This window comes from Shinella yambaruensis (genome assembly GCF_022899355.1).
Lineage (GTDB): Bacteria > Pseudomonadota > Alphaproteobacteria > Rhizobiales > Rhizobiaceae > Shinella > Shinella yambaruensis.
Genome location: NZ_JALJCK010000001.1, coordinates 284,485 through 300,038 on the forward strand (window position 1 = coordinate 284,485; position 15,554 = coordinate 300,038).

At 65.1% G+C, this 15,554-nt stretch carries 16 protein-coding genes; 4 read left to right on the forward strand and 12 right to left on the reverse strand.

Annotation, left to right across the window (positions count from 1 at the left end):
* Positions 1-4: 4 nt before the first annotated feature.
* The 12 genes from lpxA to MUU56_RS01430 all read right to left on the reverse strand — a co-directional run bounded on the left by lpxA (position 5) and on the right by MUU56_RS01430 (position 12,397).
* Positions 5-820 (reverse strand): acyl-ACP--UDP-N-acetylglucosamine O-acyltransferase, encoded by an 816-nt coding sequence (gene lpxA / locus MUU56_RS01375; protein ID WP_244765992.1) that lies wholly within the window; start codon positions 818-820, stop codon positions 5-7.
* Entirely contained in the window at positions 817-1,284 is a 468-nt protein-coding gene (gene fabZ / locus MUU56_RS01380; RefSeq protein ID WP_244765561.1) for a 3-hydroxyacyl-ACP dehydratase FabZ, read from the reverse strand. Before fabZ ends, lpxA begins: the two co-directional genes overlap by 4 nt.
* Positions 1,277-2,344, reverse strand: coding sequence for a UDP-3-O-(3-hydroxymyristoyl)glucosamine N-acyltransferase (lpxD, locus tag MUU56_RS01385; RefSeq protein WP_244765993.1), 1,068 nt, complete (start codon positions 2,342-2,344; stop codon positions 1,277-1,279). The genes fabZ and lpxD overlap by 8 nt, the downstream gene beginning before the upstream one ends.
* Before the next feature lie 49 nt (positions 2,345-2,393).
* A complete protein-coding gene (gene bamA, locus MUU56_RS01390) occupies positions 2,394-4,724 on the reverse strand; it encodes an outer membrane protein assembly factor BamA (RefSeq protein WP_244765562.1) in 2,331 nt (776 codons plus the stop codon).
* Between the two features lie 240 nt (positions 4,725-4,964).
* Positions 4,965-6,092 (reverse strand): RIP metalloprotease RseP, encoded by a 1,128-nt coding sequence (gene rseP / locus MUU56_RS01395; RefSeq protein ID WP_398430739.1) that lies wholly within the window; start codon positions 6,090-6,092, stop codon positions 4,965-4,967.
* Between the two features lie 31 nt (positions 6,093-6,123).
* On the reverse strand, positions 6,124-6,957 hold the full coding sequence (locus MUU56_RS01400; RefSeq protein ID WP_244765564.1) for a phosphatidate cytidylyltransferase: 834 nt from the start codon (positions 6,955-6,957) through the stop codon (positions 6,124-6,126).
* Entirely contained in the window at positions 6,957-7,703 is a 747-nt protein-coding gene (locus MUU56_RS01405) for an isoprenyl transferase (RefSeq protein ID WP_244765565.1), read from the reverse strand. The genes MUU56_RS01400 and MUU56_RS01405 overlap by 1 nt, the downstream gene beginning before the upstream one ends.
* A 42-nt stretch (positions 7,704-7,745) precedes the next feature.
* Complete coding sequence (frr, locus tag MUU56_RS01410) at positions 7,746-8,306, reverse strand: ribosome recycling factor (protein WP_244765566.1); 561 nt, start codon at positions 8,304-8,306, stop codon at positions 7,746-7,748.
* Between the two features lie 57 nt (positions 8,307-8,363).
* Positions 8,364-9,086, reverse strand: coding sequence for a UMP kinase (gene pyrH, locus MUU56_RS01415; protein ID WP_244765567.1), 723 nt, complete (start codon positions 9,084-9,086; stop codon positions 8,364-8,366).
* A 207-nt stretch (positions 9,087-9,293) separates the two neighbouring features.
* On the reverse strand, positions 9,294-10,220 hold the full coding sequence (tsf, locus tag MUU56_RS01420) for a translation elongation factor Ts (RefSeq protein ID WP_244765568.1): 927 nt from the start codon (positions 10,218-10,220) through the stop codon (positions 9,294-9,296).
* A 244-nt stretch (positions 10,221-10,464) separates the two neighbouring features.
* Complete coding sequence (rpsB, locus tag MUU56_RS01425; protein ID WP_064330154.1) at positions 10,465-11,226, reverse strand: 30S ribosomal protein S2; 762 nt, start codon at positions 11,224-11,226, stop codon at positions 10,465-10,467.
* A 343-nt stretch (positions 11,227-11,569) separates the two neighbouring features.
* Entirely contained in the window at positions 11,570-12,397 is an 828-nt protein-coding gene (locus MUU56_RS01430; protein WP_244765569.1) for a cell envelope integrity EipB family protein, read from the reverse strand.
* Positions 12,398-12,576: 179 nt separating this feature from the next.
* Here MUU56_RS01430 and MUU56_RS01435 point away from each other — a divergent pair, with 179 nt between their 5' ends.
* Genes MUU56_RS01435 through MUU56_RS01450 form a run of 4 tightly spaced genes read left to right on the forward strand, consistent with a single transcriptional unit; the run spans position 12,577 to position 15,404 of the window.
* On the forward strand, positions 12,577-13,041 hold the full coding sequence (locus MUU56_RS01435; protein ID WP_064330156.1) for a RidA family protein: 465 nt from the start codon (positions 12,577-12,579) through the stop codon (positions 13,039-13,041).
* Positions 13,041-13,766: a glycerophosphodiester phosphodiesterase gene (locus MUU56_RS01440; protein WP_244765570.1), complete on the forward strand. Its 726-nt coding sequence runs from the start codon at positions 13,041-13,043 to the stop codon at positions 13,764-13,766. Before MUU56_RS01435 ends, MUU56_RS01440 begins: the two co-directional genes overlap by 1 nt.
* Position 13,767: 1 nt before the next feature.
* The gene (locus tag MUU56_RS01445; RefSeq protein ID WP_244765571.1) at positions 13,768-14,961 is read left to right on the forward strand and encodes a GNAT family N-acetyltransferase; all 1,194 of its coding nucleotides are present in this window, start codon (positions 13,768-13,770) and stop codon (positions 14,959-14,961) included.
* Positions 14,962-14,978: 17 nt separating this feature from the next.
* Complete coding sequence (locus MUU56_RS01450; protein WP_133036824.1) at positions 14,979-15,404, forward strand: HIT family protein; 426 nt, start codon at positions 14,979-14,981, stop codon at positions 15,402-15,404.
* Positions 15,405-15,554 lie beyond the last annotated feature (150 nt).

Here is a 15,554-nt window from a genome sequence, read left to right on the forward strand (position 1 = left end):
CCGCTCAGGCCTTGCCGCGGTTCGGCGAGGAGAGCGCGCGGTCGCTTTCGGCGGCGATGAAATCGAGGATGTGCATGACGGGCACGCTGTTCGCATAATCCGCGCGGATCGCGGCCGCATTGGCGCGGATCGAGCCCTCGCCTTCGAAAATCTGCTTGAAGGCGCGGCGGACCTCGTGGATCGCCGCCTTCTCCATGCCCGCCCGGCTCATGCCCACGACGTTGAGACCGCCGAGGATGCCCGGATTGCCGTTCAGCATGCCATAGGGGATGACGTCATAGGCGACCGCCGAAAGGCCGCCGATGAAGGCCTGACGGCCGATGCGGGTGAACTGGTGCACCGCCGAGCCGCCGCCGAGGATCACCCGGTCCTCGACGGTCACATGGCCGGCGAGCATGACATTGTTCGACAGGATGATGTGGCTGCCGAGCTGGCAGTCATGCGCGACATGCGAATTGGCGAGGAACAGGTTGTGGCTGCCGACGACGGTCTTGCCGCCGCCTTCGGTCGTGCCGGTGTTCATCGTCACGCCTTCGCGGATGACGCACATCTCGCCGACGGAAAGCGTCGTCTCGGCGCCGTCGTGATGCACGCTCTGCGGATCGCCGCCGATGACGGCATTGGCGAAGATGCGCGTGCCGCGGCCGATATCCGTGCGGCCCGTGACCACCACATGCGTCAGAAGCTCCACGCCATCGCCGAGAACGACCTTGGGCCCGACATGGCAGAAGGGTCCCACGACGACGTTCTCACCGATGATCGCCCCGTCCTCGATGACGGAGAGCGGGTGGATCTTCGCGCTGGCGGCAATCATGATCAGGCGTCTTCCTTCTTGACGATCATCGCGCCGATATCAGCTTCCGCGACGAGTTGCCCATCAACTTTTGCGTCGCAGTGAAACTTCCAGATATTGCCGCGCTGCTTCTGCTTGGCGACGTGGAATTCGACGCGGTCGCCGGGCACGACCGGCTTGCGGAAGCGCGCATTGTCGATCGTCATGAAGTAGACGAGATTGGTGCCCGCGCGCGTCTTGCGGGCGCAGATCGCGCCGGCCGTCTGCGCCATGCCCTCGATGAGCAGCACGCCCGGCATGATCGGGTGATCGGGGAAATGGCCCATGAACTGCGGCTCGTTGACCGTGACGTTCTTGATGCCGATGGCCGAATCGTCGCCGTCGATGTCGACGATCTTGTCGACGAGCAGGAATGGATAGCGATGAGGAAGCAACGTCAGGATCTCACGCAGATCAGCCACGCCGAGCGTCGCCTTGGTCTCTTCACTCATCGTTGCCCCCCTTCTTCTGGACTCGAGTGCTGGAACGCATGGCGATCTCCGCCATGTCGCGCAGGAAATCGCGCATCGGGCGGGCGGGAATGCCGCCATATTTCTCGCCCGGTGGAATATCGGCGACGACACCGCTCATGGCGGCAATCTGCGCGCCGTCTCCAATGGTGATATGACCGTTGATGCCGGCCGCGCCGCCGATCATCACGCCATCGCCGATGCGCGTGCTGCCGGCGATGCCGACGCCGCTGACGATGCCGCAATGGCGGCCGATGCGCACGTTGTGGCCGACCTGGACCTGGTTGTCGATCTTGGTGCCCTCGCCGATGACGGTGTCGTCCATCGTGCCCCGGTCGACCGTCGTGTTCGCGCCGATCTCCACATGGTCCTGGATGATCACGCGGCCGATCTGGACGATCTTGATCATGCCGGGCCTGAGGCCGGGCGCATAGCCGAAGCCGTCCTGGCCGATGCGCGCGCCGGGGTGGATGATGACATTGTTGCCGATCAGCGCGCACTGGATCGTGACGCCCGCGGCGATCGTGCAGTCGCGGCCGATGCGCACGCCCGCGCCGACGATCGCGCCCGGGCCGATGCGGCTGCCCTCGCCGATCTCCGCGCCCCTGCCGATCACCGCCATGGGTTCGATGGACACATTGTTCTCGAGGCGCGCCTGCGGATCGACATAGGCGCCCTGGGCAACGCCGGCGGGCGACGAGGTCATTGCTTCCGGCCGCATGGCGGCGGGGTACAGGATTTCCCCGGCGCGGGCAAAGGCCGTGTGCGGGCGGGTCGAAAGCAGAACCGCGATCTTCGACGGAATGAGCGGGGCCAGAGCGCGATCGCACAGGATCGCGGTCGCCTCGCTGGTCTCAAGCTCGGCGCGAAACTTGCGGGAGAGGATGTAACAGAGGTCGCCGTCCTTCGCCCGGCTCACGGGCGAGACGCTGCGCACGATGCGGTCGGCATGCGCGGCGTCGGCAAGTTCCGCCCCAAGCCTTGCCGCCAGGTCTCCCAGGCGAACGCCGTCATGGGGCGGAAAAAACCAGTTATGCTCCATAGGCATGACTCCAGAACGCCCGTCTTCTCGCAGTTCTGGACTGCCTATCTCAGAACTGGGTTGCGATGCCGAACTTGAAGCGCTGGACCTCGTCGAAGGATTCCTTCTTGACCGGAACAGCATAGTCGACACGCAGCGGACCGAACGGCGACGCCCAGATGATGGAGGCACCGACCGAGGCGCGCAGGCTCATGTCCTCGCCACGAACCCTGTCAGCCGCAACGGTCTTGACGTCGTTGCCGTAAAGCGTGCCGGCATCGACGAAGACCGCACCGCGGAAGCCGGAGTCACGCGCGATGAACGGCAGCGGGAAGGACGCTTCCGCCGAGGCCGTGAAGTAGGTCGTGCCACCGAGCGCATCGCCCGTCGACGTCGCGCGCGGGCCGATGCCGCCCGATTCGAAGCCGCGCAGGTCGTTTGCCGACAGCGTGAACTGGTCGTAGACCTTCACGTCGTTGCGGCCCCACATGTGGCCACCGCTGACGGCGATCGAGCCGATGACGTCCGCATCCTCCATGAGCATATGGAAGTACCGGGCCTTGCCCGAAATCTTGTAGAAGTCCGAATCGCCGCCGAGGCCGGCAAATTCCTGCGTGATCTGGGCGAAGATGCCGTCGCGCGGCAACGTCCTGTCGTCGATCGTGTCGTAGGTCAGGCTGTGCGAGACCGAGGACCGAACCCACGGGCCGTTGACGACGACATGCTGGTAGGGCGAAGACAGCTCGCTCAGGTCGCCGGATTTATAGTCGAGCTTGGTGTAGTTGTAACGCAGCGACGTCGACAGGTCTTCCGTGATCGGAGCCGTCACGCGCAGCGTGAAGCCCTGCGTATCGACGCTGTAGTAGTCTTCGCTGTCGTCTTCGTTCTTGAACACGTCGAAGCCGGCCGCAAGGCGGTAGCCGAGGAAGTAGGGCTCGGTGAACGACAGGTTGTAGTCGCGCGAATTCTCGCCGCCGCCGGCAGCAACGCGGATGTACTGGCCGCGGCCGAGGAAGTTCTTCTCCTCGATCGAGGCTTCCAGCTTGAAGCCGCCCTTGTCGCCCGTCTCGTAACCGGCGCCGATACCGAACGAACCGGTCGACTGGTCCTGGACGTCGACGACCAGGACGACGCGGTCGGGCTGGCTGCCCGGCGCCGTGGAGATGTTGACGGTCGAGAAGTAGCCGAGCGCCTCGAGGCGACGCTTGGCGCGCGTGATGACTTCCTGGTTGAAGGCGTCGCCTTCGCCGATGTCGAACTCGCGGCGGATGACGTAGTCGCGCGTGCGGGTGTTGCCGCGGATTTCGATGCGCTCGACATAGGCGCGCTCGCCCTGGTCGACGAGATAGTCGACGGCGATCGTGCCGTTGCCGAGATCGCGGTTGCCGCGCGGCGTCACGCGGGCGAACGGATAGCCGTTGGCCGCGACGCGCTTGGAAATCTCGGACATCGTGTCCTGCACGTCGCGGGCGCGGTAGACCTTGCCCGGGCGCGATTCGATGAGGCCCTGCAGCTCCTCGCCGTCGATGCCCTCGACCGTCGATTCGACGCTCACGGGGCCGAAGTCGTAGCGCTGGCCTTCCTCGACCGTGAAGGTCACGACATATTCGTTGGAGGCTTCGTCGAGGACGGCTTCCGACGAGACGACGCGGAAGTCGGCATAACCGTTGTTGAAGTAGAACTGGCGCAGCGCCTCTTCGTCGGCGCGCAGCTTGTCTTCGCTGTAGACGTCCTTGCGGGTCAGGAACGACAGGAAGTTCGACTTCTTGGTGACGATGACGGCCTGCAGGCGGCTGTTGCTGTAGGCCTGGTTGCCGACGAAATTGATCTGCGAGATCTTCGTGCGGTCGCCCTCGTCGACGATGAAGGCGACGTTCACGCGGCCATTGCCGAGCGGATAGACCTGCGTCGTGACGGTGGCGTCGGAGCGGCCGATCGAGGCATAGGCGTCGCGGATGGCCTGCTTGTCGGCTTCGATGGCGGTTTCGCTGTACGGGCCGAGTGACTGCGAGCGCAGGACGGGCGTGAGCTTCTCGTCCTTGATCTTGCGGTTGCCGTTGATGACGACCTGGTTGATCAGCTGGTTTTCATCGACCGTGACGACGAGCGTGCTGCCGGAGACGGCGATTCTCACATCGGAGAAATAGCCGGTCGCGAACAGGCGGCGCACGGAAGCGTCGATGTCGGCGTTGGAGAAGTTCTTGCCGGGTACAATGGTGATGTTCGCCTTGACCGTATCGGCGCTCACACGGCTGGCACCACGCACCTGGACGCTGCGGATCACGGCCGCTTCCGCGACGGTGGCGGAGACAAGCGTGGCAAAAGAGCCGCCCGTGACAACCATACTGGCCGACAATGCAACGGCCGACACGGCGTTCAAAAAGTTTGAACCAGCTTTCATCTTCACTACTTACCTTCGTTTCAACGTCCCGGCAGGCGCGCGCCCGACTCCGGTCACGTTTGCCGTTTTAACCGCTTTTGCCATACAAGCAAGCGTACGCGTTAATTTCTGTTTACTTCAATTCCAACCGTGGCCCGAAGGCCACTACATCCGTTTCATTACGGTAAACAGAGCGTTAGCGCGACTGCCTCAGCGTAAGCGGCCCCCTTTTTCGATTCCCTGCCGGCAATGCGGCAAACCTCAGCCGAGGAGCATGGAAATGTCGTTCCAGGTCGCGAAAACCATCAGCATGAGCACCAGCGCCATGCCGATGCGGAATGCGATCTCCTGCGCCCCGGGCCCGACAGGCCTGCCCCGGATAGCTTCCACCGCATAGAACATCAGATGGCCGCCATCAAGTACCGGAACCGGCATCAGGTTCAAAAGTCCAATGGAAACAGACAGAACAGCGGCAAGCTGCAGCAGGGCGGCAACACCGAGCGTCGCCATCTGGCCGGAGGCCTGCGCGACGCGGATCGGCCCGCCGAGCTGATCGGCCTTCATGCGTCCCATCACGAGGTTGGACAGATAGTCGAACGTCCCCGTCACGATATGCCAGCTCTGCAGCACGCCCTGCCCCACGGCCTCGACCGGGCCGTATTCCACGACGCGGAAATTGCCGCTTTCCTGGTTGGTCACGATGCCGATCAGGCCGAGCTCGATCTTGTTGCCGAACTGGTCGGTGATCTCGGTGCGCTTGGGCACCATGGGCAGGTCGAGGTCCTGGCCGTCGCGGCGCACCGTCACCGTGATCGTCAGCTCCGGGCGCACGCTGACATAGCGGCGCACGTCGTCGAAGGTCGCGACCGGATTGCCGTCGAGCGCGACGAGGAGGTCGCCCGGCCGCACGCCCGCCTCTTCGGCGGCGCTGTCCGGGCGCACTTCCGCGACGATCGGGTCGGCGATCTGGCGGCCGTAGATGGAGAACATCACGGCGAAGATGGCGATGGCGAGCACGAAATTGGCGATGGGGCCGGCGGCGACCGTGACCGCCCGTTTCCAAAGGGCGGCGCCGAGGAAGGTGCGCTTGCGCACATCCTCCGGCAGCGAGGCGACGGTATCGTAGTCCGGTATGGAGGCCGGGTCGTCGTCGCCGAGGAATTTCACATAGCCGCCAAGCGGGATGGCGGAGAGCTTCCAGCGCGTGCCGTGGCGGTCGGTGAAGCCGAAGAGTTCCGGGCCGAAGCCGACGGAGAAGGCCGTGATGCCGATGCCGGACCAGCGGCCGGCAAGGTAATGACCCATCTCGTGCACGAAGACGATGAGCGTCAGCACGACCAGGAAGGGAAGGATGTAGCCCGTCACGAATCCAACGGAGCCAGCCAGCATGTCCATGAACCCAATCCCCAACGTGTCGCCGCTACGGGCCGAAAAGGAACACGCCGGCCGGCGTGTTGACGGTGCCCGAAACGATCGCGTCGCCAAGCGCAATGAGGAACGCGGCGAAGCAGGCAAAAACAAGGCCGTCCACCCGGTCCATGACGCCGCCATGTCCCGGAATGAGGCGGCTGGAATCCTTCACGCCGAAACGGCGCTTGATGAAGGATTCGAAAAGGTCGCCGATCTGGCTGAACACCGAGAGCACCAGCGCGATCGCCGGCACCCACAGGCCGTTCAGCGGGAAGAAGATCATGTGCACGAGCGTGCCGGCGACAACCGCGGAAATGGCCCCGCCGATCGCCCCCGACCAGGTCTTTCCCGGCGAGATGGGCGGGGCGAGCTTCGGCCCGCCGACCGCGCGGCCGACGAAATAGGCAAGGATGTCCGTCGCCCAGACGACGGCGAAGATGAACAGCATGGCGGCAAAGCCGTGGGCGGTGTCGCCGCGGATGGCGGCGAGCGAGATCGCCGTCAGGCCGGAATAGACGATGCCGCCGGCAAGCCAGCCGCTGCCCTTCAGGGCAAAGGCATAGGCGATGCCGATCAGGGTGGCGCCGATCAGCGCGGGCAGCGCGAGCTCGTCGAAGCCGAAGAGCACCAGCGCCGCGACGAGCACGACCGACAGCCAGCCGAAGGCATTGGCGCGGAAGTCCGTTTCCGGCAGGCGGATGATCGTCGACCACTCGTAGTAGACGAGCAGCGCGATGGCCGAGGCGAGCAGGCGGAAGGCAAGGCCGCCGAGCCAGGTCGCGAGAAGCACGACGACGGCGAGCACGATGCCGGAGAGGATGCGCAGGCGCAATTCGCTGTGCATCACGAACCCACCGCAAGCGTCTTTGCCGCCTGCAGGCCGCCGAAGCGGCGCTCGCGCATGGCATAGCGCGACAGCGCGGCGACAAAGGTGTCGCGCGAAAAATCGGGCCAGAACTCGGGAATGAACATCAGCTCCGCATAGGCCGCCTGCCAGAGCAGGAAGTTGGAGAGCCGCTCCTCGCCGCTGGTGCGGATGATGAGGTCGGGGTCGGGAATGCCGGACGTGTCGAGCGAGGCGCCGATGCGCTCCGGGCCGATCTCGGCGGGATCGAGGCGGCCGGCGGCGACCTCGGCCGCGAGCCGGCGCACCGCGCGGGCGATCTCGTCGCGCGAACCGTAGTTGAAGGCGATGACCAGCGTGATGCCGGTATTGGCGCGGGTCGTGTCCTCGGCCTCCAGCAGGAGCGGCAGGATGTCGCTGGAAAGGTTCGCCTTGTCGCCGATGACGCGGATGCGCACGTTCTCCCGGTGCAGCACCGCGAGGTCACGCCGGATGAAGGTCTTGAGCAGGCCCATCAGGTCGCTGATCTCGCTCTCCGGCCGGCTCCAGTTCTCCGAGGAGAAGGCGAAGAGCGTGAGGTATCGCACGCCGCATTCGGCGGCCGTGCGCACGGCCTCGCGCACCGCTTCGACACCCTTGCGGTGCCCCATGGCGCGCGGCAGGCCGCGGGCATTCGCCCAGCGTCCGTTGCCATCCATGATGATGGCGACGTGTGCCGGTGCGGTGCTGGGCGAGAGCTGGTTCATGAACGATCCGGAAAGGAGGAACGGAGGCAGGCGGCCGAAGCCCTAGACCTGCATGATTTCCTTTTCCTTCTCGGCAAGCAAGCGATCGACCTCCAAAATCGTCTCGTCGGTCATCTTCTGCACCTTTTCGGACTGGCTGCGGGAGAGATCCTGCCCGATATCGCCATCCTTTTCGGCTTTCTTGAGGTCGTCCATGCCGTCGCGGCGCACATGGCGGATCGCGACCTTGGCCTTCTCGGCATAGTCATGCGCGACCTTGACGAGCGACTTGCGGCGCTCCTCGTTGAGCTCGGGCAGCGGAATGCGGAGATTCTGGCCGTCGATGATCGGGTTCAGGCCGAGATTCGATTCGCGGATGCCGCGTTCGACGGCGCCGACCATGCCCTTGTCCCAGACGGAGACCGACAGCATGCGGGGCTCGGGAACGGAGATGTTGGCGACCTGGTTCAGCGGCACGCGCGAACCATAGGCCTCGACCTGCACCGGATCGAGCACGTTGGCCGAGGCACGGCCGGTGCGCAGCGACGCGATGTCGTTCTTGAAAGCCGAAATCGCGCCATCCATGCGACGCTTCAGTTCCTTCAGGTCAATACCTTCACTCATCGGATACTCCCGTTTTCATAGAGCGGCTGCACGCGCCTCGCGTGCGCGCCTCAAGAATCAGTTGTCGGTTACGATGGTCCCGCGCCCGCCCCCGGTCAATATTTCAGCAAAACCGCCTTTTTCGTGGATGGAGAAGACGATGATCGGGATGTGGTTCTCGCGCGCCAGCGCGACGGCTGCGACATCCATGACGGCAAGGCCCCTTTCAAGGACCTCGCTGTGCGTCAGGCGGTCGAAGCGCGTGGCGGCCGGGTCCTTCTTCGGGTCGGCCGAATAGATGCCGTCGACCTGCGTGCCCTTGAAGATCGCTTCGGCGCCCATTTCGGCGGCGCGCAGCGCGGCGGCGGAATCGGTGGTGAAGAACGGGTTGCCCGTGCCGCCGGCGAAGATCACCACGCGGCCGAGCGAAAGGTGGTAGAGCGTCGCGCGCTGCGAAAAGCTCTCGCAGATCTCCGGCATGGCGATCGCCGACAGGACGACCGTGTCGATGTCGAGCTTGCGCAGCGACGTCGCGAGCGCCAGCGCGTTGATGACCGTCGCCAGCATGCCCATGTGGTCGCCGGTGACGCGATCGCCGCCCTTGGAGGCAACCGCCACGCCGCGGAAGATGTTGCCGCCACCGACGACGACGCCGACCTCCACGCCGAGCGCCCGGGCTTCGGCGATGTCGGAGGCGATGCGATCGGCGACCGCCACATCGATGCCGAAACCCTGCGAGCCCATCAGCGCCTCGCCGGAGGCTTTCAACAGAACACGTTTGTAGATTGGCTTGGCCGTCATGGTCGCTCCTGAACTCGTGCACCTGCTCTCCCGAACCGGCAGCCGGGCAGAACCGAGGGCGGTCCCGCTTGAGGGCAGCCATCGCCGCTTGAGAATTTCGGGGCAGGCATTTCGGCAAGCCGGATACACGAAGGGCGCCGCGTTGTCACGCGGCGCCCCCTTCTTTTCCCGGGCGGGTCATTCTTTTCCCAAGCGGGAATGTGAAAATCAGCCCTTGGCGACGGCTGCGACTTCGGCGGCGAAGTCGGACTCTTCCTTCTCGACGCCTTCGCCGAGCAGGAGGCGGGCCATGCCGACGACTTCGATCGGCGCGCCGACGGTCTTTTCAGCTTCCTTGACGGCAGCGCCGACCGTAAGGTCGGGGTTCATGACGAAGGCCTGCGACAGAAGGGCGACTTCCTCGAAGAACTTGCGCATGCGGCCTTCCACCATCTTCTCGATGATGTTTTCCGGCTTGCCGGAGGCGCGGGACTGCTCGATGAAGACGTTGCGCTCGCGCTCGGCGACGGCAGCGTCGACTTCCTCGGCGCGGATGGCGAGCGGAGCCGTCGCGGCGACGTGCATGGCGACCTGGCGGCCGATGGCGTTCAGGGCTTCCTTGTCGCCGGTCGACTTGAGCGCGACGAGCACGCCGAGCTTGCCGAGACGGTCGGCGGCGGCGTTGTGGATGTAGGTCGCGACGACGCCGTCCTCGACCGACAGCAGGACCGAGCGGCGCAGGTTCATGTTCTCGCCGATGGTGGCGACGGCGTCCTTGATCGTGTCGGTGACCGACTTGCCGGTTGCCGGATAGGTGGCGGCACCAACGGCCTCGACGGTGCCGTCGGTGGTCAGCGCCACGTCGGCAACGCCGCGAACCATGGTCTGGAAGGCATCGTTGCGGGCAACGAAGTCGGTTTCGGAGTTGATCTCGACGACGACGGCCTTCGTGCCGGCGCTGGCGATGCCGATCAGGCCCTCGGCTGCGGTGCGGCCCGACTTCTTGTCGGCCTTGGCGATGCCCTTGGCGCGCAGCCAGTCGATTGCCGCTTCGATGTCGCCGTTGTTTTCAGCCAGCGCCTTCTTGCAGTCCATCATGCCTGCGCCGGACTTTTCGCGCAGTTCCTTCACCAGTGCAGCGGTGATTTCAGCCATTGTGAGCCTCTTGTCGGTTCTTGTTGCGTGTCGCCGGAAAACCTCGGCGAACTCAAGGTTTTGGGAACGAATGTACCCGGAAGTGTGACAGGGTGATGAAGATCACCGCCGACCTGCCGCCTCGATCGCGTCCCAGCGGAGCGCGGGCAGACAGGGTCTTCAAACAAGCCGAGGCCAGGGATCGTCTCTCTGGCCTCGGTTATCTCAAGAAAGCAGGAACGAAAGCCTCGCTCCGACCTTGGCCTTACGCTTCGGCTTCGAGAGCCGGCTCGACCGGAACCTCGGCGGACGCGCCGAGGTCACGGCCCGATGCGCCCTGCTGGCGGGCGATGCCGTCGATGGCGGCGCGCGCGATCAGGTCGCAGTAGAGGGCGATGGCGCGCGAGGCGTCGTCGTTGCCGGGGATCGGGAAGTCGATCGGGTCCGGGTCGCAGTTCGAATCGATGATGGCGACGACCGGGATGCCGAGACGCTTGGCTTCCTGGATCGCGATCGATTCCTTGTTGGTGTCGATGATGAACATCAGGTCCGGCGTGCCGCCCATGTCGCGGATACCGCCGAGGGCCTTTTCAAGCTTCTCGCGTTCGCGCTCGAGGTTGAGACGCTCCTTCTTGGAATAGCCGGAACCTTCCGAGGACAGGATCTCGTCGAGCTTGCGCAGGCGCTGGATCGAGTTGGAAATGGTCTTCCAGTTCGTCAGCATGCCGCCGAGCCAGCGGGCGTTGACGTAGTACTGGGCCGAACGCTTTGCGGCATCGGCAATGATGTCGGACGCCTGGCGCTTGGTGCCGACGAAGAGCACGCGGCCGCCGCCGGCAACCGTGTCGGACACGACCTGAAGGGCGCGCGAGAGCAGCGGAACGGTCTGGGCGAGGTCGATGATGTGGACGTTGTTGCGGTCGCCGAAGATGTACGGCTTCATCTTCGGGTTCCAGCGGTGGGTCTGGTGGCCGAAGTGAACGCCGGCTTCCAGGAGCTGGCGCATAGAGAAATCGGGCAATGCCATGCCTTGTCATCCTTTTCCGGTTGAACCTCCGCAAGGCGATCAGCGATTCCTTCGGAAACGCCACCGGCGGAACCGCCCGGATTTCTCCCGGACAATCCCATGCCTCACGTGTGGAATGGCTGCCCCTTAACCGCAGTTTCCCGGCAAATCAAGGGCAGCGGGGTAAAAAAGGCATTTCCTGTGCAGTTTCGCCCCTCATCCGGCCTGCCGGCCACCTTCTCCCCGTAAACGGGGCGAAGGGATATGCCGTGCCGGTTTCCCCAACCAATGACCGTTTCGTGGGCCACGTCCCCTCGCCCCGTTTACGGGGAGAGGGTTAGGGTGAGGGGCAACCAAAACCGCCCTACTTGCATTCCTGCGGCTTGAACATCTCAAGCTTGGCAAGCTTTCCGCTCAGCACGAACTCGCCGTAGTCCATGGTGAGGTCACGGGTGATTCCGTTCTCGTAGAGCTTGAAGGACATGCGGTAGACCGGCAGCGCGTCGCCTTCGCTCGTATCGTTGTAATAGGCGATCGATACCGGCCAGAACGCCTCCTTGGAGAAGCTGCCGGCCTTGTCGGCGTCCGGATCGCCGGCCTTGGGCATTTCCTTCTTGCCGACGACGGCGGTCGTCATCAGCGTCTTGTCGCCGGCGTCCGAGCCGTCGAAGAGGCGCGCCTCGAAGAAGCGCTCGCCCTTCCTGGCATGTTCGATGACGTCGAGCATGTGCTCGGTCGGGAAGCGGCTTGCGGCGAGCTCCACCTGCTTCGCGTCCGGCGCGGTGAGATCGACGCTGACGCCTTCCTTGTCCTCGCGCGCCGTGCCGCGCACCTCCTTGTCCAGCTTCTCGTCGGTGAAGGAGCGGGTGAGGAAGCGGAAGCTGCCGTTCTTCAGGTCCTCGTAGGTGGTCGTCTGCTGGTCGGTGAGGCGCGTTTCCTCGCCGGTATTGACCTGCGTGACGAAACGGAAGCTCACCGTGTAGCCGTCGCACGGGCTGCCGTTGAACTCGTAGACCATGCGGCCGTACATGCCGGCGATGCCGGAGCGCTCGGTCGCGTCCTTCAGCTTGAGGTCGTAGACGGCGCGGTGCGGCGCAAGCCCGGTCGCCGGCGTGGCAAAGGCGCTCGGAACGCCGCTGCCGGCGAAGCATGCCCCGGCCGTCAAGGCCGCGACAAAGGCTGAACGAAACATCCGTTTCCTCCTGTTGAAGTCGGTCGTGATGTTATATGAACTCTTCCGGCAAAAGCGAGGCAATATCCACGTCTTGCCAACTTCATTTCCACCATTGCGACGATCCGCGCCGCAATGCCCCTCACAGCCGCCCCTCGCCGCTCCTATCTATGGACCGGCGACAAGAAACGGAGACCGGAATGTCCGCTGAAATCGAAAACCGCGTCAAGGAACTGGGCTACGACATTCCCGTGGCCGCAGCACCGGCCGCCAACTACGTGCCCTTCGTCATCAGCGGCAACGTGCTCCACATTTCCGGCCAGCTGCCGATGCTGGACGGCAAGCTCGCCGTCACCGGCCATCTCGGCAGGAATGTCGACGTGCCCGGCGGCCAGAAGGCGGCGGAACTGTGCGCGCTCGGCCTTCTCGCCCAGGCCAAGGCCGCCCTCGGCGACCTCTCGCGCATCAAGCGCATCATCAAGATCAACGGCTTCGTCGCCTCCGCGCCGGACTTCGTCGAACAGCACCTCGTCATCAACGGCGCATCGAACTTCCTCGTCGCGGCCCTCGGCGATGCCGGCAAGCATGCCCGCGCCGCCGTCGGCATGGCCGCGCTTCCCCTGAATGCGGCCGTCGAGATAGACGCCATCATGGAAATCGCCTGATGCAGAAATTCCCCTGGCTGACCGAGCGGCCGATCGCCCATCGCGGCTATCACGATCTCAACCGCAAGGTCTGGGAGAACACGCTCTCCGCCTTCGCCCGCGCGGCCGACGCCGGCTTTGCCATCGAATGCGACCTGCACTACGCCGCCGATGCCATTCCCGTCGTCTTCCATGACGACGACCTGAAGCGGCTCTGCGGCATCGAGGGGGACGTGCGCCAGCGCACCGCCGCCGAACTCGGCCTGCTGAAGGTCGGCGGCACGGAGGACGGCGTGCCGACGCTGCGCCAGCTCCTCGACCTCGTGAAGGGCCGCGTGCCGCTCGTCCTGGAGCTGAAGGGGCGCAAGGGCGACGACGACGGCTTCGCCATGGCCGTGCTCGACGCGATCGAGGACTATGACGGCCCCGTCGCGCTGATGAGCTTCGACCACTGGCTCCTGGAAGACCTCAAGGCGATCGGCACCAGCCGCCCCGTCGGCCTGACGGCGGAAGGTGCGCGGCCGGAGAATTTTGCCGTGCACGAGGAGGCGATGCAGCTCGGGCTCGACTTCATCTCCTATTATTACGGCCACCTGCCGAACGCCTTCGTCAGCCGGCAGCGCGACCTCGGCCGGCAGGTCATCACCTGGACCGTGCGCGACGACGAGGCGCGCACGATCACGGCGCTCAACGCGGACCAGATGACCTTCGAGGGCTTCGATCCGCGCGAGCCGCTGACGGCATAACATGGCCGGGACGGTACGCATCCGTGTCGAAACCAGCTTCGCCGATATTCCGGCGGGCGACTGGGGGCGTCTTTCCGGCGCCTCCAGGGACGACGCGCTGGTGCCCTACAATCCCTTTGTCAGCCACGCCTTCCTCTCCGCGCTGGAAGAATCAGGCTGCGCCGTCGCCGAGACCGGCTGGCTCGGCCAGCATCTCCTGCTGGAGGGCGACGACGGCGCCCTTCTCGGCGCCCTGCCCGTCTATCTGAAGAACCACAGCCAGGGCGAATATGTCTTCGACCACGGCTGGGCCGACGCCTTCGAGCGTGCCGGGGGACGCTATTATCCCAAGCTGCAGGCCTCCATTCCCTTCACCCCTGCCACCGGCCCGCGCCTCCTCCACCGGCCGGACCAGCCGGTCGTCGCGACGCAGGCCGCGCTGGCCGAGGGGCTGAAGGAACTGTCGAAACGCCATGGCGTCTCTTCGGCGCATGTCACCTTCGTGCCGGAAGCGGAAATGCCGGTCTTCGAGGCCGCGGGCTACCTGCACCGCACGGACCAGCAGTTCCATTTCCTCAATGCGGGCTACGGCTCGCATGCGGATTTCCTGGAAACGCTCGCCTCCCGCAAGCGCAAGGCGCTGAAGAAGGAGCGCCGCACGGCGCTCGAGCACGGCATCGAAATCGACTGGCTGACCGGCGGGGACCTGACCGAAAAGATCTGGGACCAGTTCTTCACCTTCTACATGGACACCGGCAGCCGCAAATGGGGCCGGCCCTATCTCAACCGCCGCTTCTACAGCCTGATCGGCGAACGCATGGCGGACGACATCCTGCTGGTGATGGCAAGACGCAACGGCCGCTACATCGCCGGCGCGATCAACTTCATCGGCGGCGACACGCTCTTCGGCCGGCACTGGGGCTGCATCGAGGACCATCCCTTCCTGCATTTCGAGGTCTGCTACCACCAGGCCATCGATTTCGCGATCGAGAAGGGGCTGGCGCGCGTGGAGGCCGGCGCACAGGGCGAGCACAAGCTGGCGCGCGGCTACCTGCCCGTCACCACCCATTCGGCCCACCACATCACCCATCCCGGCCTGCGGCGCGCCGTCGCCGACTATCTCGAGCGCGAGCGCCGTGACGTCGAGGCGACGGGCGAATATCTTGCCGAACACGGCCCCTTCCGCCGCGCGGGCGGCCAAGACGACCACGACTGAGCACATCGGAGACGAGCATGACCGCCTACGACACGAACAACATCTTCGCGAAGATCCTGCGCGGCGAGATTCCCGCGCACCGCGTCTACGAGGACGACGACGCGGTCGCCTTCATGGACGTGATGCCGCAGGCGAACGGGCACACGCTCGTCATCCCCAAGACGCCGTCGCGCAACATCCTCGACGCCGCCCCGCAGACGCTGTCGCGCCTGCTGCCGGTGGTGCAGAAGGTCGCGGCCGCCGCCAAGGAGGCGTTCGAGGCCGACGGCGTCACCGTCATGCAGTTCAACGAACCGGCCGCCGGCCAGACCGTCTATCACCTGCATTTCCACGTCATCCCCCGCGTCGAGGGCCAGCCGCTGAAGCCCCATTCCGGCACGATGGAGGACCAGGGCGTGCTCGCCGCCAATGCGGAGAAGCTGCGCAAGGCGCTGAAGGGCTGACATATCCGCCACGGCCCCTCATCCGGCCTGCCGGCCACCTCCTCCCCGTGAACGGGGAGAAGGGATATGCCGCGCCCGCTTCCCAGTTCCTCACCGGTTCGTTGGGCAAGTCCCCTCTCCCCGCGCGCGGGGAGAGGGTTAGGGTGAGGG

Bases quoted from the DNA above. Each gene is read 5' to 3' on its own strand.
- fabZ (WP_244765561.1), bottom strand. From the start codon at position 1,284: ATGAGTGAAGAGACCAAGGCGACGCTCGGCGTGGCTGATCTGCGTGAG.
- lpxD (WP_244765993.1), bottom strand. From the start codon at position 2,344: ATGGAGCATAACTGGTTTTTTCCGCCCCATGACGGCGTTCGCCTGGGA.
- bamA (WP_244765562.1), bottom strand. From the start codon at position 4,724: ATGAAAGCTGGTTCAAACTTTTTGAACGCCGTGTCGGCCGTTGCATTG.
- rseP (WP_398430739.1), bottom strand. From the start codon at position 6,092: ATGCTGGCTGGCTCCGTTGGATTCGTGACGGGCTACATCCTTCCCTTC.
- MUU56_RS01400 (WP_244765564.1), bottom strand. From the start codon at position 6,957: ATGCACAGCGAATTGCGCCTGCGCATCCTCTCCGGCATCGTGCTCGCC.
- MUU56_RS01405 (WP_244765565.1), bottom strand. From the start codon at position 7,703: ATGAACCAGCTCTCGCCCAGCACCGCACCGGCACACGTCGCCATCATC.
- frr (WP_244765566.1), bottom strand. From the start codon at position 8,306: ATGAGTGAAGGTATTGACCTGAAGGAACTGAAGCGTCGCATGGATGGC.
- pyrH (WP_244765567.1), bottom strand. From the start codon at position 9,086: ATGACGGCCAAGCCAATCTACAAACGTGTTCTGTTGAAAGCCTCCGGC.
- tsf (WP_244765568.1), bottom strand. From the start codon at position 10,220: ATGGCTGAAATCACCGCTGCACTGGTGAAGGAACTGCGCGAAAAGTCC.
- rpsB (WP_064330154.1), bottom strand. From the start codon at position 11,226: ATGGCATTGCCCGATTTCTCTATGCGCCAGCTCCTGGAAGCCGGCGTT.
- MUU56_RS01430 (WP_244765569.1), bottom strand. From the start codon at position 12,397: ATGTTTCGTTCAGCCTTTGTCGCGGCCTTGACGGCCGGGGCATGCTTC.
- MUU56_RS01435 (WP_064330156.1), top strand. From the start codon at position 12,577: ATGTCCGCTGAAATCGAAAACCGCGTCAAGGAACTGGGCTACGACATT.
- MUU56_RS01440 (WP_244765570.1), top strand. From the start codon at position 13,041: ATGCAGAAATTCCCCTGGCTGACCGAGCGGCCGATCGCCCATCGCGGC.
- MUU56_RS01445 (WP_244765571.1), top strand. From the start codon at position 13,768: ATGGCCGGGACGGTACGCATCCGTGTCGAAACCAGCTTCGCCGATATT.
- MUU56_RS01450 (WP_133036824.1), top strand. From the start codon at position 14,979: ATGACCGCCTACGACACGAACAACATCTTCGCGAAGATCCTGCGCGGC.